This is a genomic window from Bradyrhizobium agreste, from assembly GCF_016031625.1.
Taxonomy (GTDB): Bacteria; Pseudomonadota; Alphaproteobacteria; order Rhizobiales; family Xanthobacteraceae; genus Bradyrhizobium; species Bradyrhizobium agreste.
Window position 1 is genome coordinate 1 of the sequence record NZ_JACCHP010000041.1, and the last position, 24,823, is coordinate 24,823.

Annotated in this window: 20 protein-coding genes and 1 pseudogene; 5 read left to right on the forward strand and 16 right to left on the reverse strand. The window is 62.4% G+C overall.

Features of this window, described 5'->3' with window-relative positions:
- From HZZ13_RS35465 to HZZ13_RS35475, 3 genes are all read left to right on the forward strand, one after another.
- A partial coding sequence (locus tag HZZ13_RS35465; protein ID WP_197963622.1) for a ThuA domain-containing protein occupies window positions 1-473 on the forward strand: 473 nt, incomplete at its 5' end.
- Between the two features lie 395 nt (window positions 474-868).
- On the forward strand, window positions 869-2,551 hold the full coding sequence (locus HZZ13_RS35470) for a methyl-accepting chemotaxis protein (protein WP_197964069.1): 1,683 nt from the start codon (window positions 869-871) through the stop codon (window positions 2,549-2,551).
- A gap of 78 nt (window positions 2,552-2,629) precedes the next feature.
- Complete coding sequence (locus tag HZZ13_RS35475; protein WP_197964070.1) at window positions 2,630-2,908, forward strand: hypothetical protein; 279 nt, start codon at window positions 2,630-2,632, stop codon at window positions 2,906-2,908.
- A 778-nt stretch (window positions 2,909-3,686) separates the two neighbouring features.
- Here the strand turns inward: HZZ13_RS35475 and HZZ13_RS35480 are convergent.
- From HZZ13_RS35480 to HZZ13_RS35525, 10 genes are all read right to left on the reverse strand, one after another.
- A complete protein-coding gene (locus tag HZZ13_RS35480) occupies window positions 3,687-4,436 on the reverse strand; it encodes a ferritin-like domain-containing protein (protein WP_246504691.1) in 750 nt (249 codons plus the stop codon).
- Window positions 4,437-4,943: 507 nt separating this feature from the next.
- Window positions 4,944-5,930: an ABC transporter ATP-binding protein gene (locus HZZ13_RS35485; protein ID WP_197964071.1), complete on the reverse strand. Its 987-nt coding sequence runs from the start codon at window positions 5,928-5,930 to the stop codon at window positions 4,944-4,946.
- A complete protein-coding gene (locus HZZ13_RS35490; RefSeq protein ID WP_197964072.1) occupies window positions 5,927-6,934 on the reverse strand; it encodes an ABC transporter ATP-binding protein in 1,008 nt (335 codons plus the stop codon). The genes HZZ13_RS35485 and HZZ13_RS35490 overlap by 4 nt, the downstream gene beginning before the upstream one ends.
- Window positions 6,934-7,827 (reverse strand): ABC transporter permease, encoded by an 894-nt coding sequence (locus HZZ13_RS35495; RefSeq protein WP_197964073.1) that lies wholly within the window; start codon window positions 7,825-7,827, stop codon window positions 6,934-6,936. Before HZZ13_RS35495 ends, HZZ13_RS35490 begins: the two co-directional genes overlap by 1 nt.
- 9 nt (window positions 7,828-7,836) lie before the next feature.
- Complete coding sequence (locus tag HZZ13_RS35500; protein WP_197964074.1) at window positions 7,837-8,784, reverse strand: ABC transporter permease; 948 nt, start codon at window positions 8,782-8,784, stop codon at window positions 7,837-7,839.
- A gap of 28 nt (window positions 8,785-8,812) precedes the next feature.
- Window positions 8,813-10,411 carry an ABC transporter substrate-binding protein gene (locus HZZ13_RS35505; RefSeq protein WP_197964075.1) on the reverse strand — a complete coding sequence of 533 codons (1,599 nt, stop codon included), beginning with the start codon at window positions 10,409-10,411 and terminating at the stop codon, window positions 8,813-8,815.
- Window positions 10,412-10,821: 410 nt separating this feature from the next.
- Window positions 10,822-12,372 (reverse strand): AMP-binding protein, encoded by a 1,551-nt coding sequence (locus tag HZZ13_RS35510; RefSeq protein WP_197964076.1) that lies wholly within the window; start codon window positions 12,370-12,372, stop codon window positions 10,822-10,824.
- 18 nt (window positions 12,373-12,390) lie between these two features.
- The gene (locus tag HZZ13_RS35515) at window positions 12,391-13,545 is read right to left on the reverse strand and encodes an iron-containing alcohol dehydrogenase (RefSeq protein WP_197964077.1); all 1,155 of its coding nucleotides are present in this window, start codon (window positions 13,543-13,545) and stop codon (window positions 12,391-12,393) included.
- Window positions 13,546-13,882: 337 nt separating this feature from the next.
- Window positions 13,883-14,128 (reverse strand): PilZ domain-containing protein, encoded by a 246-nt coding sequence (locus tag HZZ13_RS35520; RefSeq protein ID WP_027565029.1) that lies wholly within the window; start codon window positions 14,126-14,128, stop codon window positions 13,883-13,885.
- Window positions 14,129-14,447: 319 nt separating this feature from the next.
- Window positions 14,448-15,785 carry a T6SS phospholipase effector Tle1-like catalytic domain-containing protein gene (locus HZZ13_RS35525; protein ID WP_197964078.1) on the reverse strand — a complete coding sequence of 446 codons (1,338 nt, stop codon included), beginning with the start codon at window positions 15,783-15,785 and terminating at the stop codon, window positions 14,448-14,450.
- 162 nt (window positions 15,786-15,947) lie between these two features.
- On the opposite strand from HZZ13_RS35525, the gene HZZ13_RS35530 reads away from it, so the two are divergent.
- Window positions 15,948-16,628, forward strand: coding sequence for a hypothetical protein (locus HZZ13_RS35530; RefSeq protein ID WP_197964079.1), 681 nt, complete (start codon window positions 15,948-15,950; stop codon window positions 16,626-16,628).
- Between the two features lie 223 nt (window positions 16,629-16,851).
- On the opposite strand, the gene ftsZ is transcribed toward HZZ13_RS35530, so the two are convergent.
- The 6 genes and pseudogenes from ftsZ to rpmB form a co-directional block, all read right to left on the reverse strand.
- Window positions 16,852-18,108: a cell division protein FtsZ gene (gene ftsZ, locus HZZ13_RS35535; RefSeq protein WP_197964080.1), complete on the reverse strand. Its 1,257-nt coding sequence runs from the start codon at window positions 18,106-18,108 to the stop codon at window positions 16,852-16,854.
- 52 nt (window positions 18,109-18,160) lie between these two features.
- A complete protein-coding gene (locus HZZ13_RS35540; protein ID WP_197964081.1) occupies window positions 18,161-18,673 on the reverse strand; it encodes a hypothetical protein in 513 nt (170 codons plus the stop codon).
- A 166-nt stretch (window positions 18,674-18,839) separates the two neighbouring features.
- Window positions 18,840-19,080, reverse strand: a pseudogene (locus HZZ13_RS37060) (phospholipase effector Tle1 domain-containing protein); the annotation flags it as partial.
- Between the two features lie 31 nt (window positions 19,081-19,111).
- The gene (locus HZZ13_RS35545) at window positions 19,112-21,625 is read right to left on the reverse strand and encodes a S8 family peptidase (protein WP_246504690.1); all 2,514 of its coding nucleotides are present in this window, start codon (window positions 21,623-21,625) and stop codon (window positions 19,112-19,114) included.
- Window positions 21,534-22,592 (reverse strand): AAA family ATPase, encoded by a 1,059-nt coding sequence (locus HZZ13_RS35550; RefSeq protein ID WP_197964082.1) that lies wholly within the window; start codon window positions 22,590-22,592, stop codon window positions 21,534-21,536. Before HZZ13_RS35550 ends, HZZ13_RS35545 begins: the two co-directional genes overlap by 92 nt.
- A 198-nt stretch (window positions 22,593-22,790) precedes the next feature.
- Window positions 22,791-23,099 carry a 50S ribosomal protein L28 gene (gene rpmB / locus HZZ13_RS35555; RefSeq protein WP_197964083.1) on the reverse strand — a complete coding sequence of 103 codons (309 nt, stop codon included), beginning with the start codon at window positions 23,097-23,099 and terminating at the stop codon, window positions 22,791-22,793.
- Window positions 23,100-23,688: 589 nt separating this feature from the next.
- On the opposite strand from rpmB, the gene HZZ13_RS35560 reads away from it, so the two are divergent.
- A complete protein-coding gene (locus tag HZZ13_RS35560; protein ID WP_197964086.1) occupies window positions 23,689-24,498 on the forward strand; it encodes a DUF3108 domain-containing protein in 810 nt (269 codons plus the stop codon).
- Window positions 24,499-24,823 lie beyond the last annotated feature (325 nt).

Here is a 24,823-nt window from a genome sequence, read left to right on the forward strand (position 1 = left end):
GCGCCCAAAAGACAGCACTTCTCAACTTTGTGCGCTCGGGCCGTGGCTTTCTCGGCGTTCATTCGGCCACGGACACATTCTACACTTGGCCAGACTATCTCGATCTGATCGGCGGCTACTTCAACGGTCATCCCTGGCATCAGGGTGTGACCATCGAGGTGGCTGATGTTGCAGATCCACTGGTGGCGTTTCTGGGGAATTCGTTTCAGTTGAACGATGAAATCTACCAGATCAGCGACTTCGACTATCGCGGATCACGCGTGCTCCTGCGCCTCGACCAAAGGTCGGTGGACCTCAATAAGGCCGGTGTGCATCAACGCTTCTATGGCTGGCCGCTCGCCTGGAAACGATTTTACGGCGAGGGGCGAGTATTCTATTCGGCGCTTGGCCACGAGGCGTCGGTCTGGCAGGACCCGCGCTGTCAGAAAATCCTTACCAACGCCATCCTCTGGTCTACGAGAAGGTCGGCCTAGTGCCACCGGATTGCTAAGCCGCTTGTGCCTTTCCTACAGGCAAATATGGTGGCGGCTATCGACAATGCCGCTCGCCTGGATCGAGACTGGCTGTCGCCCGGCATGTCTTATTCTCGGAAGTATTCGCGCGGCGTAGCCATCGCATAGATGGAAGATGATACAGCCGTCCAGACGATCAAGCGCCCCGATGCGGCGGCCGGTGCCAATTGGCTCTCAGGTTGTTCATGGCCCAAAATGCATCGATCGCACAATATTTATGCAATCAAAACTTGTTATCACGAAAGCTTCAACTAGATCTTTCTGAATCATTTACTATTAAAGCGCAGCATCTCCGGCATTTAAACGCGCAACGCGAATCGTTCGACCCTCCATTTTTATATTGCGGAGCCCGGCTTATGTTTTCGCACTACTCGATCAGCAGCAAACTAATTGCCGTCATTTCCTTCTTGCTTCTCGTCCTCGCCGCCACCGGCTTTCTGGCTATCAGCAACATGCAATTGATTCATGGCGATGCGATAGGCCTCCAGAGTCGCTGGCTCCCCGCCGTCCGGCTCCTTGGTCAACTGAGGGCCTCTACGATCAGATATGGCAGCGTCGTCCGGGACCACATTCTCGAGACCGATCCGGCCAAGAAGGCAGCGTCCGAAAAGATTCTCTCGGACCTGATCCGTGACATCAACAAGGACGGCGAAGCCCTCGAGCTGCTGCTCAGTTCGCCTGAGGAAAAGAAGCTCTACAAGGATTTCCAGCAACTCTGGTCCGCCTATGTCGCGCAAATCCCGGACGTGCTGTCCGCCTCGCGCGCGAACGACACAGCCAGGGCCGGTGACCTGATCATCCATCAGATGCAGCCGCTGCGCCAGAACAGCGGCCAAACGTTGTTGAAAGCGATCGACCTGAACAACAAGAGCGCGGCTGCGGCAGGAGACGACGCCGAGCGAACCTATAGCTTCGCATTCGCGCTAATTGCCGGCATCGTCGCCCTTGCCTTGAGCCTTGGCACCGTTGCAGGCGTCATGCTGGTGCGCAACATCTCAAGCGGAATCAAATCGATTGTCGCGACGATGCGGGCGTTGGCCAAGGGCGACCTCACCGCGACGGTCGGACATCATGGCGAGAGAACGGAAATCGGCCAAATGGCCACGACCCTCCAGGTGTTCAAGGAAGCGCTGATCGCGAAGAAGGCTGCCGACGAGCTCGCGGCGGCGGAGGCCGAAGCCAAGATATTGCGTGGACAGCGCGTCGACAGAATCACGCGCGATTTCGAAACAATGATCGGCGAACTGGTCAGATCGTTGTCGACTGCCTCCGGCGAGCTTGAGGTCGCCGCTGGTGCGTTGGCCAGGACCACCGAGATGACGCAGCAGCTTTCGACACGAGTAGCCGCCGCGTCAGAAGAGGCATCTGTCAATGTCCAGACCGTCGCCTCCGCGACCGAGGAAATGACGACATCGGTCGGAGAGATCGGTCGTCAGGTCGATGAGTCGACACGGATTGCGAGCGAAGCCGTCAAACAGGCTGCGCAAACCGAGGGTCGCATGAACAAATTGTCGGCGGCGGCGACCCGAATCGGCGATGTGGTGAACCTCATCACGACAATCGCCGGGCAAACCAACCTACTTGCACTCAACGCGACCATTGAGGCGGCGCGCGCAGGAGAGTCGGGCAGAGGCTTTGCGGTCGTCGCATCTGAGGTCAAGGCGCTCGCCGCGCAGACGGCTCAGGCAACCAACGAGATCAGCGAGCAGATCAGCGAAATACAGACCGCCACGCAGGAGTCGGCCAGCTCGATCAAGCATATCAGCACAACGATCGGTGATATTTCGGAAATCACTGCCACCATTGCGCTTGCCGTCGAGGAACAGGGGGCTGCGACACGAGAGATCTCGCGCAACGTGCAGCAGGCTGCGCGAGGAACCACGGAAGTCGCCTCCAGCATCGCGGAGGTGAAACGGGGCGCCACGGAGAACGGATCAGCCTCATCTCAGGTGCTCTCATCGGCGCAGTCGCTGACCCAGGAAAGCAATCGTCTTAAAGTCGAGGTCCAGAATTTTCTCGCCGCCGTCCGCGCCGCCTGATGAGGAGGCCGGAATACGCGCATGGACCTGTTCAGGGGCGGCAGTCAATACATTTGAAGACCTGACTTTGGAAGAACCATGGGAAACGTTTTCAAATTCAAGCAACGTGCGGTCCAGTCGGCACCTGTCGCCGCTCCTGAGCATCTCATTGCTCAGGAGCAAACTCGTGCGGACGCACTGAATATCGCGAAAGCCCACTGCTCCACTGCCGCCGAACATCTCGAGACGGCGCTGGCGGCGGCTGAGAACATTTGCGCCAGGTTGCCGTCCGGATCGGCCAAAAGCCAGTTTGAACTGGAGCGGGACAGACTGGTCGAGAAACTCAATCAGTTGCGAGAGAAAATTCGAGCACTGTAGTCGCCAGGCTTGACCCGCGCTGGTTGACTACGTCTGTCAACTGGTCTGATCTCCGGCATGAAGGCACGTCCTGCTAAACGGAAGGCTGGATTCGGTGGTTCACGCGGGTACGCGAGACCGCCCGTCAGCACAACCATCGTACAACGTCCGGTCTCTCTCAGACAGCCGACATTGCAGCAGCCGTTCGTTGTTCAGCTGAGGGGCCAGGAGCCGACCAGTCGTCCGATCTCCAAGCGGCAGAGTGACTGGGGTGCGGCCGCGAAGCGTACGCCAGCTAGACTAATAGCGGCTGCCGCCAGCCGATCCGCTTGGCGCCCGTGCGCCACGGAAGTATCGGCACCAGCCGTCCGGGCTGATCTGCCCCGCGACGATCTCACAACGGCCCGCCCGGAAGTGGACGCAGACTCCGCAGCGCTGGGCGCCATTCGGATGATACTGATAATGAGCGGTCGCCTTCGAGACGTGCCCTCCGCCGCGGCGTGCATAGCCGCCCGCCGGGCCGTATCCGCCGGTGCCCATCGCCCAAGCAGGAAGCACTGTCGTCCCCGCAAGCACGACACCGTATAAGGATGTTTCAATGAAGCCCCGGCGAGAAACCACATCTTCTTTGTGCTCGTTGCTCCGGGACGAAGTTGCAACTGCCAAATCTGACTCGTTACTCATCGACCGCAAACCACTGCAGACTGTTCTTTGTTCCTACAGCTCGACTGACTGCGCTCCTCGATAGCCAGACCGACTGCTTGCGCAGCCGGTCTGGCCCGGGTTCGGCGGGAGCTGCTCAGGTAGACTTGAGCGTGCCGTTCATTCCGTTCGGATAGAACCCGCCCTTGCTGATGCCCATTTTGTCGGTCAGGTAGACGATATGCAGCACCTCCTGAGGGGTCCGGCGGAAGGCGATGGCGTCGGGCGTGGACGGGACGACGTTGGCCTTCCCGTTCATCCGAATGCCCTGATCCTTGTCCTGACCACCATCAAGCTGGTCGCGGGCGTCCGAGATCGCGTTCGCGGCATTCCAGGCCTTCTCACCCATCATATAGAGCTGCGAGCGCGCCATGCCCATGTGATACGCCTCGACCGCGAGAATGCCGGCTGCGGCCTCGACGAACTCTTTGCTTTTGAGGAGCGGCGCAGCTCCGGCATACGCAGTCACGCCCACGTCCTCAAACAGCATGCCGCCAAGCAAGACGCTCATGTCGTCGGCAAACGGATCGAAGTTTGCGGGGAGACCGGCGGCTTGGGCGGCTGCCTTGAAGCCTGCATCGAAATCGATGGCTGGGCGCGATATCGCCATCTTGCCCAGGGTCTTGCGATAAAAGCGCACATGGGCGAGTTCGTTTTCCGCGAGTTCCTCGACAAACTCGCGGATTTCTTGCTTCTCGAACCTGGCTTCGTGTCCACCAACAACCCGCTGGGCGTCCGGGCCGGCATCGGCATCATCGATGCCTCTACCAGTCGTGGCACGGAGATAGAACTCCGCCTCCATGTATTCCAGGTTCAGCGCGAACTGAAAGATATCCTCATCCTTCATTTCAGCAGTGTGTATCCCCACACCAGTGGTCTCCTGGTGCTTCTTTTGTGCTTTGTGCTGTGCATAGGCCGCGGGGATCAGCAGCCCGCTCAATCCGAGAACTGATAATCCGGTAACTGATTGCCGGCGAGATACGCGAAGTCCCTCCATACTCATGACGAACCTCCTCGTGGTTTTGGGCGTCCGTCGCTAAAACCAGCAAAATCGCACTTGTGTTGGCGGTTCTGTTCCGGCGGAGCGCCGATACGCAAAGAACATCACGAAGTCGCCCATGTTCCTCATTGTATGTTCATAATCGCTCTGAAGCAGCGAGGAGCTGGCGGACGGGTTCGATGTCGACGATCCGCCTCGGTCGAGTGCGAAGGGTGGGAGGACGACAAATGACGCGAAGGGGCAATCGCGTGATCCTTGCGAGGTCCGCTAAGGGTCAAAAGCGGTAACGCTCTGCCGAGCAGGAGATTTCCGCTCTTCTCTCAGGAGCTGACATTTCTTTTATGAGTGCACGCCCTAGCGCCCTCGCCCCGTCCCGTCATTGAGCAGACACGCGACCTGATGCCCATCACCGGCATCCAGCAGCGCCGGCCGTTCCGTCTTGCACCGCTCCATCGCAAACCGGCAGCGGGTGTGAAATGCGCAGCCTGACGGTGGATTGACCGGACTCGGAACGTCGCCATCGACCAGCGGCGCGAGCTTCTTCGCCAGCGGATTGGCGATCGGAACCGAGGCGAGCAGGGCCTGCGTGTAGGGATGCCTGGGATTGCGGAACAGCTCGTCCTTGTCGGCGATCTCGACAATGCGGCCGAGATACATCACCGCGACGCGGTGGCTGATATGGGCGACCACGGCGAGGTCGTGCGCGATGAAGAGATAGGAGAAGCCGTGCTGCCGCTGCAGGTCGATCAGGAGGTTGATCACCTGCGCCTGGATAGAAACATCGAGCGCGGAGACCGGCTCGTCGCAGACAATCAGGCGCGGCTCCAGCGCCAGCGCGCGGGCGATGCAGATGCGCTGGCGCTGGCCGCCGGAGAATTGATGCGGGAAATTGCCCATCTGGTCGGGCCGCAATCCCACCTGTTCGAACAGTCTTGCAACCCGCGCTTCCAGCTCCTTGCCGGTGGCAAGTCCGTGCACGGCGAGCGGCTCGCCGACGATGTCGCCGGCCGTCATGCGCGGATTGAGCGAGGCGAACGGATCCTGGAACACGATCTGCATCGAGCGGCGGTGCGGCCGCAGCGCCGCTTTCGACAGATGCGTGATGTCCTCGCCGTCGAGGCGGATCTGGCCCGAGGTCGGCTCGACCAGCCGCAGCACGCTGCGCGCCACCGTGGACTTGCCGCAGCCGGATTCGCCGACGAGGCCGAGCGTCTCGCCGGTGCCAAGCGCGAACGAGACGCCATCGACCGCATGCACGGTGCCGACCTGCCGGCGCAACACGCCGGCGCGCACCGGGTAATGCTTTTTGAGATCGGTGACTTCGAGCAGCGCCTCGGTCATGCCACCTCCGCGACTTCTTCCGCGCGCCAGCAGGCGGCGAGATGCCCGCCGCCCCAATCCGCCAGCGGCGGATATTCGGCCTCGCAACGCTTGATGGCGAGCTTGCAGCGCGGCGCGAAGGCGCAGCCTTGCGGCAGCCGCACCAGCGATGGCACCGTGCCGGGGATTTCGTTCAGCCGCGCCTGCGCCGCGACGCCAGAGGCCGGCACGGCCGGGATCGAGGCCATCAGCCCGCGCGTGTAGGGATGCTTCGGCGCGGCGAACAGCGCTTCGACGCTGGCTTCCTCGACCTTTCGCCCCGCATACATCACGATCACGCGTTGCGCGGTCTGCGCGACCACGCCGAGATCGTGGGTGATCAGCACGAGCCCGGTGCCGAGCTCCTTCTGCAGGTCGAGGATCAGCGCCAGGATCTGCGCCTGGATGGTGACGTCGAGCGCGGTGGTCGGCTCGTCCGCGATCAAGAGCGCCGGCCGGCAGGCCAGCGCCATCGCGATCATCGCGCGCTGGCGCATGCCGCCGGAGAGCTGGTGCGGATATTCGCGCGCCCGCCGCGCCGGCTCGGGGATGCGCACCAGCCGCAGCATCTCGACGGCGATGTCGTGCGCTTCCTTCGCCGAGATATTCCGGTGCAGCCGCACCGCCTCGACGATCTGGTCGCCGATCCGCATCACCGGATTGAGCGAGGTCATCGGCTCCTGGAAGATCATGGAGATGCGATTGCCCCGGACGCTGCGCATCTCGGATTCATCCAGCGCCAAGAGGTCGGTGCCTTCCAGCGTGACGGAGCCGCCGACGATACGGCCGGGCGGATCGGGCACGAGGCGCATCAGCGACAGCGCGGTCACGCTCTTGCCGCAGCCGGATTCGCCGACGATCGCCAGCGTCTCGCCGCGCCTCACGCTGAACGAGAGGTCGTCGACGGCCTTGAACAGGCCGGAATTGGTGAAGAACACCGTCTTCAGGTTCTTCACATCGAGCACGAGATCGGTCTTGTCCGCCATCAGCCGCGCTGCCTCGGATCCAGGATGTCACGCAGGGCGTCGCCGAACAAATTGGTGCCGAACACGGCGAGGCTGATCGCTATCCCTGGGAAGATCACCAGCCACGGCGCGGTGCGGACATATTCGGCGGCGGATTCGGACAGCATGCGCCCCCATGACGGATAGGGTTCGGGAATGCCGAGGCCGAGGAAGGAGAGCGAAGCCTCGGTCAGGATGGTCGAGCCGAGCTGGGCGGTGGCGAGCACGATCAGCGGCGCCAGCGTGTTCGGCAGCACGTGGCGCAGCGCGATTCGCATCTCGCTCATGCCGATCGATTTGGCGGCCTCGACGAATGGCTGCTCGCGCAGCGCCAGCGTGTTGGCGCGGATGACGCGCGCCACCGTCGGAATCAGCGGAATGGCGATGGCGATGATCACGTTCGGCAGCGAGGGCCCGAGTGCCGCCGTCATCACCAGCGCCAGCACCAGCAGCGGCAGCGCCTGAAGAACGTCGGAGATGCGCTGGAACACGAGATCCACCCAGCCCGAGAGATAGCCGGAGGTGAGGCCGACGATCACGCCGATGGTGCCGCCGAGCACGGTCGAGCCGATGCCGACCGCGAGCGAGATCCGCGCGCCGTGGATGATGCGGCTGAACACGTCGCGGCCGAAGGAATCGGTGCCCATCCAGTGCGCCAGGCTCGGGCGCGCCAGCGCGCGGGCGGAATCGACCGTCAGCGGATCGTAGCGCGCGATGACGTCGGCGAAGATCGCCGTCAGCACGAACAATGTCATGATCACGAGCCCGGCCGCGCCCAGCACATGCCGCTGCGCCATGAACAGCACGCGCCGCCAGCCCCCGGTCGCATGCGCCCCGGCCCGCCTCAGTTCAACGTCGAAATCGATCGCGGCCAAACAGCTCTCCTAATCCGTGTACCTGATGCGCGGGTCGAACACCGCGTAGAGCATGTCGACGGTGAAATTGGCGAACACCACCACGACCGCGATGAACATCACGAGGTTCTGCACGATCGGATAGTCGCGCCAGCGGATCGCCTCGACCAGGAAGCGCGCGACGCCGGGGATGTTGAACACGGTCTCGGTGACGATCAGGCCGCCGATCAGGAACGCCGCCTCGATACCGATCACGGTGATCACCGGCAGGATCGCGTTCTTCAGCGCGTGGTGATAGTTCACGGCCGCTTCCGAGGCGCCCTTGGCGCGGGCGGTGCGGATGTAATCCTGCCGCAGCACCTCCAGCATCGAGGAGCGCGTGATGCGCATGGTCAGCGCCGCGCTGCGGAAGCCGACGGCGGCGGCCGGCACGGCATAGGTCGCGAACGCCTCGAGCCACGTCTTCGGATTCGGATTGAAGATCGGTATCTGGCCGAACATCGCCACCGCGGCGGTGAGGATGAGCAAGCCAAGCCAGAACGAGGGCAGCGACAGGCCACTGAGGCTGACGATGCGCAGCGCGTAGTCCAGCCGTGTGCCCTGCTTCACAGCGCTGATGACGCCGAGCGGGATGCCGATCGATGCCGAGAACAAGAGCGCAAGGCCGGCAAGCCGCGCCGTGATCGGAATCCGCGGCAGGATCTCCTGCAGCGCCGGCTTCTCCGAGACATAGGAGTAGCCGAAATCGCCGCGCAGGAAGCCGCCGATCCAGTGCAGATATTGCATCACCAGCGGCTGGTCGATGCCGAGCTGCTTCTCCAGCTCGGCCTTGTCGGCGGGGTCGACATAGCCGGCGGCGGCGAACAGGATGTCGACGATGTTGCCCGGCACGATGCGCAGCAGGAAGAAGATGACGATCGAGATCCCGAACAGGGTCACGAGCATCAGGAACAGGCGCCGCACCAGATAGGCAAACATGCATCGCCCTCCGCGCTAGCCTCGCGCGTTACTTGTCGAGCCACACATCCTCGTAGCGGAAGCCGTTATAGGAGCTGTTCGACATGATCGTGACGCCCTTCACATAGGGGTGCCAGCAGGTGCCGGCCCGTGCATGGAAGATGATCGGGCGGGCGACGTCCTCCTGCAGCTTCTTGTCGATGTCCCAGACCAGCGGCCGGCGCTTGGCGAGGTCGGTCTCCTGCGACTGCAGGTCGAACAGCTTCTCGATCTCCTTGTTGCAATAATTGGTGTAGTTCCGTTCCGAGCCGCAGGAATAGTTCTCGTAGAAGGACTGGTCGGGATCGTCGACGGAATTGCCGGTCAGGTTGAGGCCGAGCATGTAATCCTTGCGCGCGACCTTCGGGAACCAGTTCGCGGTTTCCACGACGTCGAGCTCGCCATCGATATAGATGCTCTTGAGCTGGTCGATCAGGATCACGGCGGGGTCGCGATATTCCGCGAGATTGCGCGTCGAGACTTTCACCGCGAGGTGCTTGTCCGGACCGTAGCCCGCCTTCTGCATCAGCTTCCTGGCTTCCTCGCGGTTCGCGTTGACGTCGGGTCCATAGCCCGGAATGGTCGCCAGCTTCTCCTTGGGCATGCCCCAGATGCCTTGCGGCGGCGGCAGCATGGTGCCGCCGATGTCGCCCTGGCCTTCGAACAGGATGTCGATGAACGCCTTGCGATCGAGCGCGAGCGCCATCGCCCGGCGGATGTCGATGTTGTCGAACGGTGCCGAGGTCGAATTGACGATGATGTTGGTCGAGACGTTGGTCGGCTCGACCACGCAGGTCGCGTTCGGCGCCTGCGCCTTGATGTCCTTCAGCAGCGGGATCGTGATGTGCGTCGGAAAGGTCATGTCGAACTTGCCGGCGACGAAGGCCAGGATCGCGGTCGAGCGGTTGGTGATGATGGTGTACTCGATGCCGTCGAGATAGGGCCGGCCCTTCTTCCAATAGTCCGGATTGCGCGTCAGCTTGATCGATTCGTTGGCCTTGAACTCGACGAACTTGAACGGCCCGGTCCCGATCGGATGGGTGCGCATGTCCGCCGGCGAGACGTGACAGGGATAGACCGGGGTGTAGCCGGAGGCGAGCATCGCCAGCAGCGAAGGCTGCGGCCGCTTCAGGTCGAAGCTGACCTCGAATTCGCCGTTGGTCGTGACCTCGTTGACCTCGCTGTACCAGGCCTTGCGCGGATTCTGCCGCAGCTTCTGTTGCGACTTGCCCATCAACAGATCGAAGCTGCATTTGACGTCGGCCGAGGTGAACGGCTTGCCGTCGTGCCATTTCACGCCCTGGCGCAGCTTGAAGGTCAGCTTCTTGTTGTCGCTGCTCCAGGACCAGCTTTCGGCGAGATCCGGCCGCAAAGTATCGGGGCTGTTCTGTGCGATGTGCTGGTCGTAGATGAGGAGATTGTTGAACACCCCCATGAAGGGAACGTTGATCGAATAGGTCGCGCCTTCGAGGATGGAGGCGTTGGCCGGACTGTCGCGGTGATACATCCGCAAGATGCCGCCCTGCTTGGGCTCGCCGGCGGGTGCGGCGGTCGAGGCCGTCAGCACAGATAGCGCCGCCATTGCGGCGAGCGCCCATACGCTCCGCATGCTCATCCTCCCTGGACCTTCCGCCTTTTCGGCCTGTTTATCCAGACGATAGCGAGGCACGTGCAGCGAGGCAACCCGCAAGGCCAGCTACGCTCTCGACAATTCGGATGACGGAATATCTCGGGTGCGTCTCTCACGATGGGGAGTGCAGGTGCGAAGAGGTGGTGCTTTGCGCGTACCGTGCCCAGCTGCGTTCCGGAAATCCGGTCGTCATCCCGGACAAGCGCGCCCTAAGCGCGCGCAGATCCGGGATCCATAGCCCCAGGAAGATGTTTGGCGAAGACTTGAAGTTGCCAGCTCATGCCGCGACGCCTCCCTGGGGTTATGGGTCCCGGGCTCGCGACTTCGTCGCGCCCCGGGACGACAGTCGCATCTGTGGCGCTAGCTTGCGCACCTTACGCACAGCGCCCTCACACGATCCGCGACGCCTTGTTCCCCCAGTAGCGGTCCCGCAGCAGCCGCTTGTACAGCTTGCCCGTCGGCAGCCGCGGCAATTCCTTCTCGAAATCAACCGAGCGCGGCACCTTCTGCCGCGACAGCGATTTGGCGCAGAACGCGATCAGCTCTTCGGCGAGGGCCGGCCCCGGCACCACGCCCGGCATCGGCTGCACCACCGCCTTCACCTCTTCGCCGAGATCGGCATTGGGCACGCCGAACACCGCGGCGTCGGCGACCTTGGGGTGGGTGATCAGGAGGTTCTCGCATTCCTGCGGATAGATGTTCACCCCGCCGGAGATGATCATGAAGGTGGCGCGGTCGGTCAGGTACAGGAAGCGGTCGGCATCGACATAGCCGACGTCGCCGACCGTGCTCATGCTGCCGTCCGGCGAACGCGCCTCCCTGGTCTTCTCCGGGTCGTTGAAATATTCGAACGGCGTTGCCGTCTTGAACCAGACCTGGCCGGGCGTGCCGGTCGGGCATTCCCGCATGGTCTCGTCGAGGATGTGCAGATCCCCCAGCAGCACCTTGCCGACGGTGCCGCGATGGCTAAGCCATTCCTCGCTGTTGCAGGCGGTGAAGCCGAGGCCTTCGGTTGCGCCGTAATATTCGTGGATGATCGGTCCCCACCATCTGATCATCTCGTCTTTGACCTGCGGCGGGCAGGGCGCGGCGGCGTGGATTGCGATCTCCAGCGAGGACAAATCGTAGCGGGCGCGCACCTCCTCCGGCAACTTCAGCATGCGCGAGAACATCGTCGGCACCAATTGCGTGTGGGTGATGCCCCATTGCTCGACGAGCTGCAGGTAACGCTCGGGATCGAACCCCTCCATGATGATCACGGTGCCGCCCATGCGGATCGTGAGGTTCACAGCCGCCTGCGGCGCGGAATGATAGAGCGGCGCCGGCGACAGATAGACCATGCCCTCGCGGTAGTGCCAGAGCCTTAACAGGAAATCGAACAGCGGCAGATTGTGCTTCGGCTTCTCCTCCGGCAGCGGGCGCAGGATGCCCTTCGGCCGTCCCGTCGTGCCGGACGAATAAAGCATGGCGGTGCCGAGCCATTCATCTTCGATCGGCGTTGCCGGCAGTCCGGCGGTCGCCTCGGCGAGCCCGACGATGCGCTCGCTCTCGCTTGGGCCGTCGGCGACGATGCAGAGCGCGACGCCGGGGCAGGCCTCAATCGCCTCGCGCGCGATGGCGAGCTTGGCCATCGACGTGATCAGGATCTTCGACTGGCTGTTGACGAGGAGATAAGCGAGCTCGCCCGGCGTCAGGAACGAGTTGATGCAGGTGTAGTAGAGGCCGGAGCGCTCGCCGGCGCCGCAGGCTTCGAGATAGCGCGCATTGTTCTCCATGAAGATCGAGTAATGGTCGAGCCGCTTCAATCCGTGCTTGCGGAACAGATGCGCCAGCCGATTGCTGCGCGCCTCCAGCTCGCGATAGGTGACGGCTTCGCCCGTCGCCGCCATGATGAAGGCGGGCTGCAGCGGGCGCAGGCGGGCGTGGTGACCTGTGTACATCGATCCTCCGGATTTCGATCAGGCGGCAAGCAGCAGGATCTCGCGCACGTCGGCGGGGCCCTCGATCTTGCGCGGGTTGCGCGGAATCCAGTTCGTCCGCATCGCAGCTTGCGCGATCGCATCGAAATGCTCCGGCGAAATGCGCACGTCGGCGAGGCTGCGCGGCATGCCGAGCGAGCGGATGAAGGCGTCGAGCACGTCGGCGGCGTCACGGCCGGGATAGCCCATGGCGGCCGCGACGATCGTCTGCCGCTCGGCATTGTCGCGCGCGTTCCAGCGCATCACCGCCGGCAGCATCACGCAGGAGGTGTAGCCGTGCGGCACGTCGAAGGCGCCGCCCAGCACGTAGCCGATGCCGTGGCTCGCGCCCATCGGCACGCCGGCGGCGAGCGCGCCCATCGACAGCCAGGTGCCGATCTGCGCGTCCATCCGCGCATCGAGATCTAAAGGGTCGGCCTTCACCCGCGGCAGCGCGTCGGCGAGCATGGCGAGGCCCTTCACCGCTTGCGCGTCGGCGTAAGGATGCGTCTCGCGCGAGCAGATCGCCTCGACGCAATGATCGACGGCGCGGATGCCGGTCGACAGGAACAGCCATTCCGGCGTGTGCACGGTGATCGCAGGATCGAGGATGGTCGCGCGCGGGACAGTGAGCGGATGCCGCAGCATCTGCTTCACCTGCGCGGCGCGGTCGGTGACACCTGCGATCGATGAGAACTCGCCGCCCGCGATCGTGGTCGGCACGCTGATCTGCCGCACGGTTGGCGCTATCATCTCGGGCGCGACGCCCTTGTGCACGCGGATGCGGTCGATGCCGGCGATATCGTTGATGTCGTTGGCAAGGCAGAGCTGCACCGCCTTGGCGCCGTCGGTGATGGAACCGCCGCCGACCGTGACGATCAGATCCGCCTCCGCCGCGCGGGCCGCCTGTGTCGCCGCGATCACCGCCTCGCGCGGCGTATGCGCCGGCATGGCGTCGAACAGGCCGGCGCAGCGCGCGCCGAGCGCGTCCCTGATTTTGGTGATCTCATCGGTCTGCCGGTTCAACGTGCCCGAAACCATCAGGAAGGCGCGGCGAGTTCCGAGCCGATCCATCTGCGCGACAATGGCGCCGGCGGCCGGATGGCCGAACACGACCTCCTCGATCGCGCCGAACACGACACGTCCCTGGTGCACGCCTGTCCTCCCCGGACAATCGTCTTTGTTATTTGGGACGCAATCTAGCCGACCCCGCCACATCAGTCATGCGCGAAGACGCTGGCGGTTTGGCGCGGCAAGGGCGGGGCTGTTGCATGTGGGATGCGGGCTGTGGGCACCGACTATCTCCAAGTGTCATGATAGCCGACAGTCTCGTGCCCCGGACGCGGTGCGGCGCGAAGTGCCGCTCCGCAGAGCCGGGGCCCATCCATCCGCAGCTTGCCTGTCGGCTTCTGGGTCCCGGCTCGCGCTGCGCGCGTCCGGGACACGAGAGATGAGCGCTACAAAGGGGGCAGAAGCACCCGGCCGCTTCCCCTCAAAACACCACGCCCACGCGCGTGCCGCGCTTCCAGGCGATGCGGCAGCGCTTTTTGGTATTCACGTGCAGCAGCTCGAAGCGGTCGGGGATCTTGACCTGTCCGCCGAGATCGACGCAGGCCCCGCCGGGCGAATAGTCGATCAGCGTGCACGGGATCACCGGCGCGCGCGGGTCGGTGATGATCTTGGCCTGGCGCGACACCAGGCCTGCGGGCTTCACACGGACAAACTTGCGCGGATGCATTGGCACGTCTCCTCCAACTCCGCAGGTCTCGCGGCGGGTGATTTGTCCGATCATGGAAAAGAGATGATGCGATCCCCCTAAGCCGCGCCCGAGAATTTTAACGAAAAGTGTCAACGAATGGCAAAACCAGCGGTAGCGCGCTGCCACCCGCCCCTGGAGGGGGAGGGTCGGCACGCGATCGAGCGTAGCGAGATTGCGTGACGGGGTGGGGTGACGGTCTCTCCGCGATGAACAGTGCCCGTGTGGAGAGATCACCCCACCCCGCTCGCGCTGCGCGCGATCGACCCTCCCCCTCCAGGGGAGGGTAAGGGCGCCCGCCTCACCCCGTCACGCCCTCCTCCACCTCCGCCGCCAGATCCACCCCCGGCGGCACCGGCATCGGCACCGTCACGTAGTCCTTCGGCAGGTTCACCGGCCGGTAATCCGACTCCACCGCCATCCGCTTCACGACGCTCTCATGCACATGCGCGCCGTCGGGGATCAGGCGCGGCTCGGCGTCGGGGATGTAGAAGCCGAGCACCACTTTCCGCTCCGGCCATTCCCGGTACTTCGCCTTCTTCGGCAGATATTCCAGCACGCGCCAGGCCCAGTTCATGGAATCGTGCAGCGTGCCCGTCTTGCCGGTGAAGGCGGGGGCGACATAGTGGAACGGCGAGTTCTTGCGCTGGATGCCCCAGGCGAGCTGGTTCACCGTGCGCGGGTTGAACTTCAGTCCGGCCTTCTCGGCCTCCGCGATCATCCACAGCAGCGGATATTTCGATTCCCCGCTCTCGGCTTCCGGATAGCCGCCGCCGACGTCACAATGCACGCCGGCGAACCACACCTGCAAAATGTCCTGCGGCCCCTTCTTTTCGTCGGGCACGTAGCGGTTGCTCCAGAACTCCTGCGGCTCGCAATATGTGTTCAGGCGGAACATGCGGCGCCGCTCGTCGATCGCGATCGCCTGCCGGAAGATCCGGATGCTGGGATCGCGCCGCGTGAAGGCGAGCTGCTCCAGGCTCGGCCAGAACAGGCGGTCGGGGCGCGGCACGATCACGCTCGCCACCGTGTCCCACACGCCGACGAAATGGATGGTCGGCCAGCGCGTCGAGGTGATGCGCGCAAATTGCGCGGCGAGGTCGAACTTGTCCTTAGGGACCGGCCCGCTCTCGTCGAACACGATGCCCTTGAGGTCCTCGACGTCGTTGCCGCGCCCGCTGCCGGAATATTGCTTGTAGGCAATGAGCCCTGAGCCTGCGAGATTCGCCTGCTCCGGCGAGATCAGCCCGATCTTGTGGATCAGCCCCGCCAGCACGCGCACCGTATAGGCTCCGCGCGAGAAGCCGAACAGGTAGATCTTGTCGCCCGGCGCGTAATGCTGAACCAGGAAGCAATAGGCCGCGAGCACGTTGGCGTCTAACCCGTAGCCGGTGGCGAGCCCCAGCACCAGGTTGATATTGGCCTTGAGCCGGTGCCACGTCGTCGGCTCCGTCACCGTGCCGACCCCGGGATCGTAAAACACCATCTGCCGCGGCGACGTCTTGTCCGTCTTGCGCAGGCAGCGATAGAGCTTCAGGACGTTGGAGATGTTCTCCGAGATCTCGTTGCCGGTGCCGTCACAGCAGATGACGAGGTGCTTCGGCTCGGGCTTGGGTGAGGTGGTGTGGGCGGACTCCATGGGATGCGCCTCCGGGTGATGCTACCGGGGCGAGTATAGCGGAAAATGGATGGCAACGAGGAGGTGACGTCGCCGGCACCCGGTCCCATGGCCGCCTCGTCTGTTGACATTAACCCCCTGTTAACCATGCGGTCGCCTAATGTTGACAATGGGGGGATCACCATGTCGGCCCATGTGACGCGATCGAGGTTGATGCCTGTTTCGGCCGATCCGGCCATCCGGTCGGTGGCGAGGCTGGCGGTTCGCGCGAGGGCCGTCCTACAGGGCAGGGCGCCTGTCCTACGGAGCAAACCCATGTTCGGAAAGGACGACTTAGTGGACAATCTCAGCCGCGAACTCGATCGCGCGCGCGGAAGACGAGATGCGCTCGCATCCGAAGCCACGACCCTGGCGGCCCAGATCGCCGAAATTGAAGCCCGTCTTTCGGAGGAGAAGAAACGGCGGGAGCGTGAGCGCGTCCTGAGCGAGATTGAAGTGATCAAGACGCGAATCAAGCAAGCCGCCGGCGCGTTTGCACCCGTCGTCGACGGTCTCTCCAGGGCGGTCGAGCAGGCTGCGGCAGTTGTGCCCGAGGCGCGCGAGCTCAATAGTTTCCTGGTGTCGGTGGCGACCGAGATCGACAGCGTGCTCGATCCCCTGTTGCGCGAACTGGATCAGCGCGCGGATGCGGTGCGAACCGGACACGCCGCGCTGGACCTGCCGAGTTCGGCCGTTGAAGCGCCGCCGATCGAGCTGCCAAAGGACACCAACGAGCGCCTGCTTCGTTTTCCGGCCTGGCTGTCCCGCGACAAGGAGACGGACAAGAAGGAAGCAGCGGAGAGCCCGCGCAGCACGGCAGCGTGAACGATTGGCGCGCACGCTCTATGCCGTCATTCCGGGGCGCGCCTCTTGGCGCGAGCTACGGTGCGCAATTGCGCACCTGAGAATCCATACTCACGATGGTGGTTATGGATCCTCAGATGCGCAATTGCGCATCACAGCTCGCGACTTCGTCGCGCCCCGGGATGACGAGCTGTTGTTGGGCTCGCTGGTTGCCGAGCAGGTAACTCCCCCGCTCGCCACCCGCTCAGTTCGTCGCGCGGCGCAGGAAGGCCGGGATATCGAGAATGCTCTCGTCGGGCGCATTGCGCGCAGGAGCGCGGCCGTAAGGATCGAGCGGCTGAAGCGTCGGCTGCCGCGCAGAGTCCAGACCCGGCCTTGCCGGCGGTCCCACCGGGTGGTGCGGCTGCGGGCGCAGCGGCGGGCTTCCCACGTGCGGAAGGGGGGCGCTGCGCTCGATGCGATCGGCGATGCGGCGGCCGTCGCTGCGCAGCCTGCCGGCGAGCTGGGTGAGGGCGGTTTCCACCGGGTGCGCCTGCGCCGGGTCGAGATTATCGATTCCGGTCGCCACCACCGAGACGCGGACGATGCCTTCGAGGCTTTCGTCGAACGACGCGCCGACGATGATGTTGGCGTCCGGGTCGGCCTCGTCGCGAATGCGGGTCGCGGCTTCGTCGACCTCGTACAGCATCAGATCCTTGCCGCCGGTGATGGAGATGATGAGGCCACTGGCGCGCTTGATCGAGGGATTCTCGATCAGCGGATTGGAGATCGCGGCGAGGGCAGCGGCGAGCACGCGCTTCTCGCCGGAGGCCTCGCCCCGTCCCATCATGGCCTTGCCCTTCTCCTTCATGACGGAGAGGACGTCGGCAAAATCGAGATTGATCAGGCCTTCCTTGACGATGAGGTCGCTGATGCAGGCCACGCCCGAATAGAGCACCTGGTCGGCAAGGGCGAAGGCATCGGCGAACGTGGTCTTCTCGCTGGCCACCCGGAACAGGTTCTGGTTCGGGATGATCAGGAGGGTGTCGACCGTCTTCAGCAGCTCCTCGATGCCGGCTTCGGCAAAGCGCATCCGGCGCTGGCCCTCGAAGTAGAACGGTTTGGTGACGACGCCGATGGTGAGAATGCCGAGCTCGCGCGCGATCCTGGCGACGATGGGTGCAGCCCCGGTGCCGGTGCCGCCGCCCATGCCTGAAGTCACAAACACCATGTGCGCGCCGGTCAATTGCTCGCGGATCGTGTCGATCGCCTCTTCGGCTGCGGCGCGGCCCAATTCCGGCTGCGAGCCGGCGCCGAGGCCCGCGGTCACCTTCGTGCCGAGCTGGATGAGGCGCTTCGCCTTCGACATCGCCAGCGCCTGAGCGTCGGTGTTGGCGACGACGAACTCGACCCCCTGCAGCCCGGCCGCGATCATGTTGTTGACGGCATTGCCGCCGGCGCCGCCGACGCCGAACACGACGATGCGGGCCTTCATTTCATGGATATCGATATTCCCAGCCATTTTTTCCTCACGAGTAGTCCGGCGAGCCGGGGATTAAAGAAAGTCTCGAGTGCTACGTGCGGGCTGCGCGGTCTGCCTGCACGATGAAGGCGGCCAGATGCCCCAACCGACGCGCGGCGTGTCCCGCGAGCGAGCCGCCAGGGCGGCGACCGCTCCGCAACGCCGCCACTTCGTCTTCCAATTGTGCCGCCCACGCATTGACGGCCTTGGTCTCGGCGGTCGCCTGCAGCAGCTCGACGGCGAGACGGTCGGCCCGTTCCCGTTCGCGCTCGAACACGGACCTGTAGGCGGCTGCGACGTCTTCGAGCCGCGCGATCTCCGCCTTGAAGGCCCCAGTCTTGATGGCCTCGATCTTTGCCATGGAGGCATCTATGGGGTCTGCCCGGCGGCCCTTTCGCGGGCGGGGCGTGTACCGCAGCGCGGAGAGATCAACGCTCACCAGGGCCTTGCCATCCTCGGAGCGCGAGCGCGGCAGGCGGCGACGTCTCGCCAGCGACCGCGCGGCCTCGCGCGAGATATCGAGGCGGGCACCGAGATCGGCATACGTCAACAACTCAACGCACATCGGCGCTTCTCCTGGAGCGAACCGGGAAGGCATTTCGAGCTAGTGATGGCTGGACGATGACAGCAGGCTAGGGTGCGTTGGTTAATGGACGGTTAAAGCGTGCGCGGTGCTGTTTACGGATGGCTCTGGGGTGCCGGCCGCCGGACGCGCAGGGCAGCATCTACCGCGGCTGCGTCCTGTCCGTCGTGCGCAGGCAGCGGTAGAGCTTCAGGACGTTGGAGATGTTTGGAGATGTTTTCGGAGATCTCGTTGCCGGTGCCGTCGCAGCAGATGACGAGGTTTTCGGTGAGGGGTGCGGTCGTGCTGGCCGTCGTGCTCCACGGGATGCGCCTCGAGGGGATGCTGCCGGGGCGAGTATAGCGGAAATGACCAAATTGAGGACTCGGCCTGTTCGGGAAATTATTCATACAATGCCCAAACGAGAGGAATTACGAATAATCAGGCGGTGACCGGCACCTTTGGCTTAACGGCAATGCGTGCTTGGACCTCGGCGTATAGTTCGGTTGCTCCTGCCATTTCTATAGTAACCAGAAAGGCATATGGCACTGCTTGGCTGAATTCATCAGGCTCTCGTTGTACCGTAATGTTCATCTCACCGTCTTGGGCTACGACTGCGGCTCGTGTGCCTGTCCATCTGCGATGAATCACCGTCCCTCGATGCGATTGGTTGCTGTCAGGCTGATGTTTTTCGGCGGAAAGACCAAGCATTCCCAAATCGTTAGGGTCTAATAACTTTAGACGCGCACCGCGATAGTTTGCGGCGCCCACCCTGGGTGGTGCGAACCAAGTAACTGTGGCTGCAATTTCGTGAGGTTCAGCTTTTCCCGAGATTGCGATAGGAATTGGAACGGAATAGGAGTGAGCTTGGTCGGGGAACAGATTGCCGACGGCCCACAATGTGGCTCGGTCATTTGCGCAACTCAGCGCTAAAGCAGGGTCGATGGCTCCATAGCCGAGATAGCGTCGAACATTGTCTCTTTGTCTCACGTGCTGTCGAGAGTCAGCTGGACCGATGACTTCAACAACTAAGTCTCTCGCCGACGTCCAGCGTGCGCAGTGTGTCAGTAGCGACTTGAGCAGTAAGGCTCGATGGGCGCCAGAGATGTCGAGGAAGTCCTCGTATGCAGCTTCGAGAAGCTCGTGCGCGCGAATGGCCAGTCCTGTCGTAATCGCAGCAGCAACACTTGTGCCAATCGTTCGACCCGTGTCCGCCATGTTGGGTGGATTGGGCGGAACAGCTACCTTTATGCCACCGAAGCTTGCAGCGGCATTCGTCAGGGGCGTGAGACTATAGCTTCCGCTAGCAGGTGATAGCCTTACGTGATGGCGGCCGCCTTTCGCTAGGAGATCGGGCTTGGTCGAACCACCGTAACCTGGACCGAGTGCGCTGGATATGTTGCACAAGCCAGTATCGGCCCAAACGTCGAATATCCACGCGGGCAAGGCCGGGGGTGTGGGGTGAGCGTCACCGTGCAGTGCGCCAACGGTCAGAGCATTGATTGCTTCGCTGGGTGCTAAGAGTCGACGGCTTGCCATCGACAAGCCGCTCAACTTCAGAGCTGCCTTGGCCTTATCCGGTGCCGAGAGTGCCTCGAATGCAGCTGTGTTGAGGTCTGTTGCTTGAAGTGAATGAAAATGATTGCCGGCACTAATAACGATTAGAAGACCGTATCGGAAAGCCAAATAGTCAACAACACGCGCCCAGCCTGACAACTGGCCAGCAAAAGGTTTGTTTTTGTCACCGAGAGAGACGTTTACGATAATGACTTCAGGTGCTGAAGGCTCAGGCCCTTCCTTCATTCGCGCGATCGCTTCGTGAAAGAGATCGGCCGGAAGTCTGTTGGGAAATCGCTCCTGATTGTCAGGCCCCTCAGGGGCGTACATCACATTCACAAAATGGACTTTGCGATCCACGGGAGACATAGGATCATTCAAATCTCCAAACAGCACGGCTGATGCCATGGCTGTCCCGTGAACGCGAGGGCCTACCGACAGCGGCTCCAAATTAAACATGTCATCTACAAGAAGACGACCAAGCAAATGAGGGTGTCCGGCGAGGGGGACTGCATCGAGTATGGCAGCTATGGGATTACCTTGCGGTTGACTGGAGGGGGGCGCCTCGCCACCCTCTTCGACTTCAATGACATCAATTTGTGTGATGCTTTGAGGGCGAATGAATAAAATCGTCTCCTCAGCTACCAGGCCTTCATTCCCGAGTTCAATAATCCGGAGCAACTCAATCTGTGGAACGTAGGCAAGAAGAGCATGATAGCCTGCGCCCTCAATGCGAGTTGCAGAAATAACCTCAGCATTCACGGCAGCCAAAGCTTGCCGAGCCGCTTTCTCTGATGCGCTTCCATCCTTGCGGAATACCAACTCAATTTCTAGTCGGATGCGCCCTTGCTCATCGGCATGCTCGTTGGCGAGTACCGACAAGTCTTCAGGCGTTACTCGATCGCGCGGTCCCCATGGACGGATTTCACGCAACTGTAAGAAGAGGTCCCGCCAAGGCGTAAAACCACGTGGCAATGCTTTGTCATCCAGCCAGGTTCGCCACAGGGATAACATCTGACGCAGAGCGGCTGCATCGGGAACAAGTAAGTAAAGTACGGGCGACCGATCATCGTCATCTTCGTCAAGATCTTCTGTGCCGATGAACTCTAGGCCAGGAACTCGCGCGGCCGCTCTAGCAAAATTATTCACGCTGCCAGTAAGCTCGAAAACGAGCAGTCGCTCGGGCGCCATCCCTGACGGATCACTCCGCAATTCAAGAGGATCACCCTCCTCGTCAAAGACCTTTTGAAGCCGCTGAAACTTGCGCGCAGTATCACTTGCGCGCTGTTGCTGCAGCGAAAACTTTCTAGTCGAGACGAATCTTGCGCTTCCTGGTCTGCGCGCTCCGAGTCTGGGAGCGTCGAGTTTGAGAAGTGGTTGATCGGGAATCTGTGCCATCAATGCCCGGTTTCAATCGTGTATTCCACAATTCCAGCTCGTAGCTGATCGTTTGACGCAACGATTCGCTTCCTTGGGCGAGTATGTGTCTTCTACGCACGTTTTGATAGAAATCAAGAATTTCGGAATAGTTCGTGGGCTTCATTCTTTCTGCGATGAATTTGCTGGATACTTCGGACTCCCGAAGAAGCGATGAGAAGCATTGATCAAGGAGCCGCGTCGCGCGTGGTAAATCTGGCGGGGACATTTCAATGCGCATTTGAAAGCGGCGCCACACGGCTCGATCCAGCAGCTCTGCATGATTTGTCGCTGCTACGGCAATTACGTAACTTGGGAGTTGATCAATCTGCATCAAGAGAAAGGATACAACGCGCTTGATTTCTCCAGTCTCGTGAATGTCTCCACGTTCTTTTCCGATCGCGTCAAATTCATCGAACAGCAGAACACAAGGGGTTGTTCGCACGTATTCAAAGAGGCGAGACAATCTGGCGTTGGTTTCCCCGAGATACGCTCCGACGAGTGCGTCATATCTGACGGTTAGAAAAGGAACGGCGATCGCTTCTGCAATCGCTTCAGCCAATGATGATTTTCCGTTGCCGGGAGGTCCCGAAAGCAGAACCCGATGACGAGGTTGCCAACCTTGCGCGCGCAGCAAGTCAGCTCGATTCTGTTCCTCAATCAACTGGTGCGTCAATCGCTCTGCTGGAAGCGATAAAACTAGATCATTGAGACGAAGCCGAGGTTCGCGTTCAATAATAAAGTCGCGGCCACTCGACTGTAGTCGTGTCGTCTGATTTGAGGTCGCGACCGGGACTGATTGGAGTGCTCGCTGCAGTCTGTCTGCGAGGATGTTGTGGCTTCTTGCACGTTCTTCGGCGACAATGGCTTCCACAGTCGATGCGAGGGTAGATCGATCGCCAGCCGCTCCGGCCCGGACGAGAGAGACTAGAAGGTCACTGCGAGCCATTCCGTGGAGCACCCTGATGACGACGTGAGCATCAAAGAGTGTAACATGCCATGTGAGAAGTCGGGAGCTGTAGGCGATTCCAGATGAGTACACAACAAAAACGGCCGGATCTTCCGATCCGGCCGCTACTCAAACTCTTAACTAGCTAAGCCTACGCCACGCGAACGCAACCTAGCCCCCGCCCTGACGGTAAATCTCTCAGCTCGCCTGCTTCGCCGGCTGGGCTTCGCCGACCTTCTTCTGGATGGCGCGCTTCAGCTCGACTGCGCGCGGGGAGAGCGCGTCGGTGTTCGCCTTGAGCAGGAAGGCGTCTAGGCCGCCATTGTGGTCGACGCTCTTGATCGCGTTGGTGGAGACGCGCAGGCGCACGTTGCGGCCCAGGACTTCCGAGATGAACGTCACGTTGACGAGGTTCGGCAGGAAGCGGCGCTTGGTCTTGATGTTGGAGTGGCTGACCTTGTGGCCGACGAGGGGGCCCTTGGCCGTCAGTTCGCAGCGGCGAGACATGGCAGAAATCCTTTAGTTCGAACCCCCAACGAGTGCGGCCGCCATCTCAGGGCGCCACGGGGGCAAATTCTTCGTCCTTGCAGGGAGCGGGCGGACGTATAGGGGGGAAGGGGCCGGACGTCAAGGCGACGGGCCATTTTTGGCCCGTCGTCCCTCATTGCGCGCTTGCGCAATGAGGCGGGCAGAGCCCGAACCCGGGATCTAGTGCCTCACCCGCGGTGTCATCGCCCGGCTCGACCGGGCGATCCAGTACCCCGCGGCGGCGCGGCCAGAGTCGAGAGGCCGCGGCGTACTGGATGCCCCGGTCAAGCCGGGGCATGACAGCGGAGGGATGCGGGGAGAGGTATCGGAGCCCGCTTCACCCGATCACCAAAACGGCAATGATTATCACGCCTTACCATCACATAAAGGGCGTATTCGCCGCCGAAGAGTCCGGTGGAGTTCCCGGGGCCGGAGGCCCCGACACATTGTTTGCAGCCGTTTTTGGCTTAAGTAACGGCGCATCGCGCCCCGATTGGATTGTTTCGTGCTGACAACGTCCCTTTTTGCGCAAAAGCTGCGTCCGGCCCATGCGCGCCTTTCGGTGTGGCTGGCTGCGCTGTGCGGCCTCGCGCTGGCGTCCGGCGTGGTGCCGGCGGCGGCGCAGGGCAAGCTCGAGGCGCAATATGAGGCCTCGCTGGCCGGCATTCCCGTCGGCAAGGGCGCCTGGAACATCGATATCCAGGACGACGTGTTCTCGGCGGCGGCCGCCGGCGGCACGTCGGGGCTCTTGAAGTCGTTCACAGGCGGGTCCGGCACCGGCGCCAGCCAGGGGCGCGTGATTAACGGCGCGCTGATTGCGACCGGCTACCAGGCCTCCACCACCACCCAGAAGAAGACCGAAGAGATCCGCATCACCCTCGACAAGGGCAATGTGAAGGATTTTGCCATTTCACCGGAGCCGCCGGTCGATCCTGATCGTATCGTCGTCACCGAGGCGCATCGCCGCGGCGTCTGGGACCCGATGACGGCTTCGCTGCTGCGTGTGCCCGGCACCGGCGACCCCGTGTCGCCGGAGGCCTGCCACAACGCAGCGCCCATATTTGACGGCCGCATGCGCTACGAGCTCAAGCTCGATTTCAAACGCATGGAGACCGTGAAGGCGGAGAAGGGGTACAAGGGCCCGGTCGTGGTCTGCGCGATCTATTTCGTGCCGATCGCCGGCTACATCCCCGACCGCCCCGTCATCAAATACCTCGCCGCCCAGCGCAACATGGAGATCGCGTTCGCCCCCATCGCCGGCACGCGCATCCTGGTGCCGTTCTGGCTGAAAGTGCCGACCCCGCTCGGCCCCGCCATGCTGGAAGCCACCAGCTTCATCACCGCCCCCCAGCCGCCAAGGGTGGCGAAGACGCAGTAGCGCTCTTAACCCTCCCCCTGGGCTCTTACCCTCCCCTGGAGGGCTACGGCATTCACACATCGAAGTTGAAGACGGGCAGAATGTCTGATTCCGTGTTGTTCTCATTGTCGAGGAGGATGGCATGGAGCTTGGACTGGGACGGTTTGGCGACCGTCGCCTGGAAAAAGGGGGGCCTTTCTCCTGGGCCGGCTGGTCGCGTCGGGCGGCCGAAAGCTGCGGGTGCGTCGATTGGGCGGCAATCGGGCGGGAGAGATTCGCCTGACCCGGCTATTGCGTAACGAGGCGTTCACCTGCGAGGAGATGCTGGCGGAGGCGGCCAGACGGA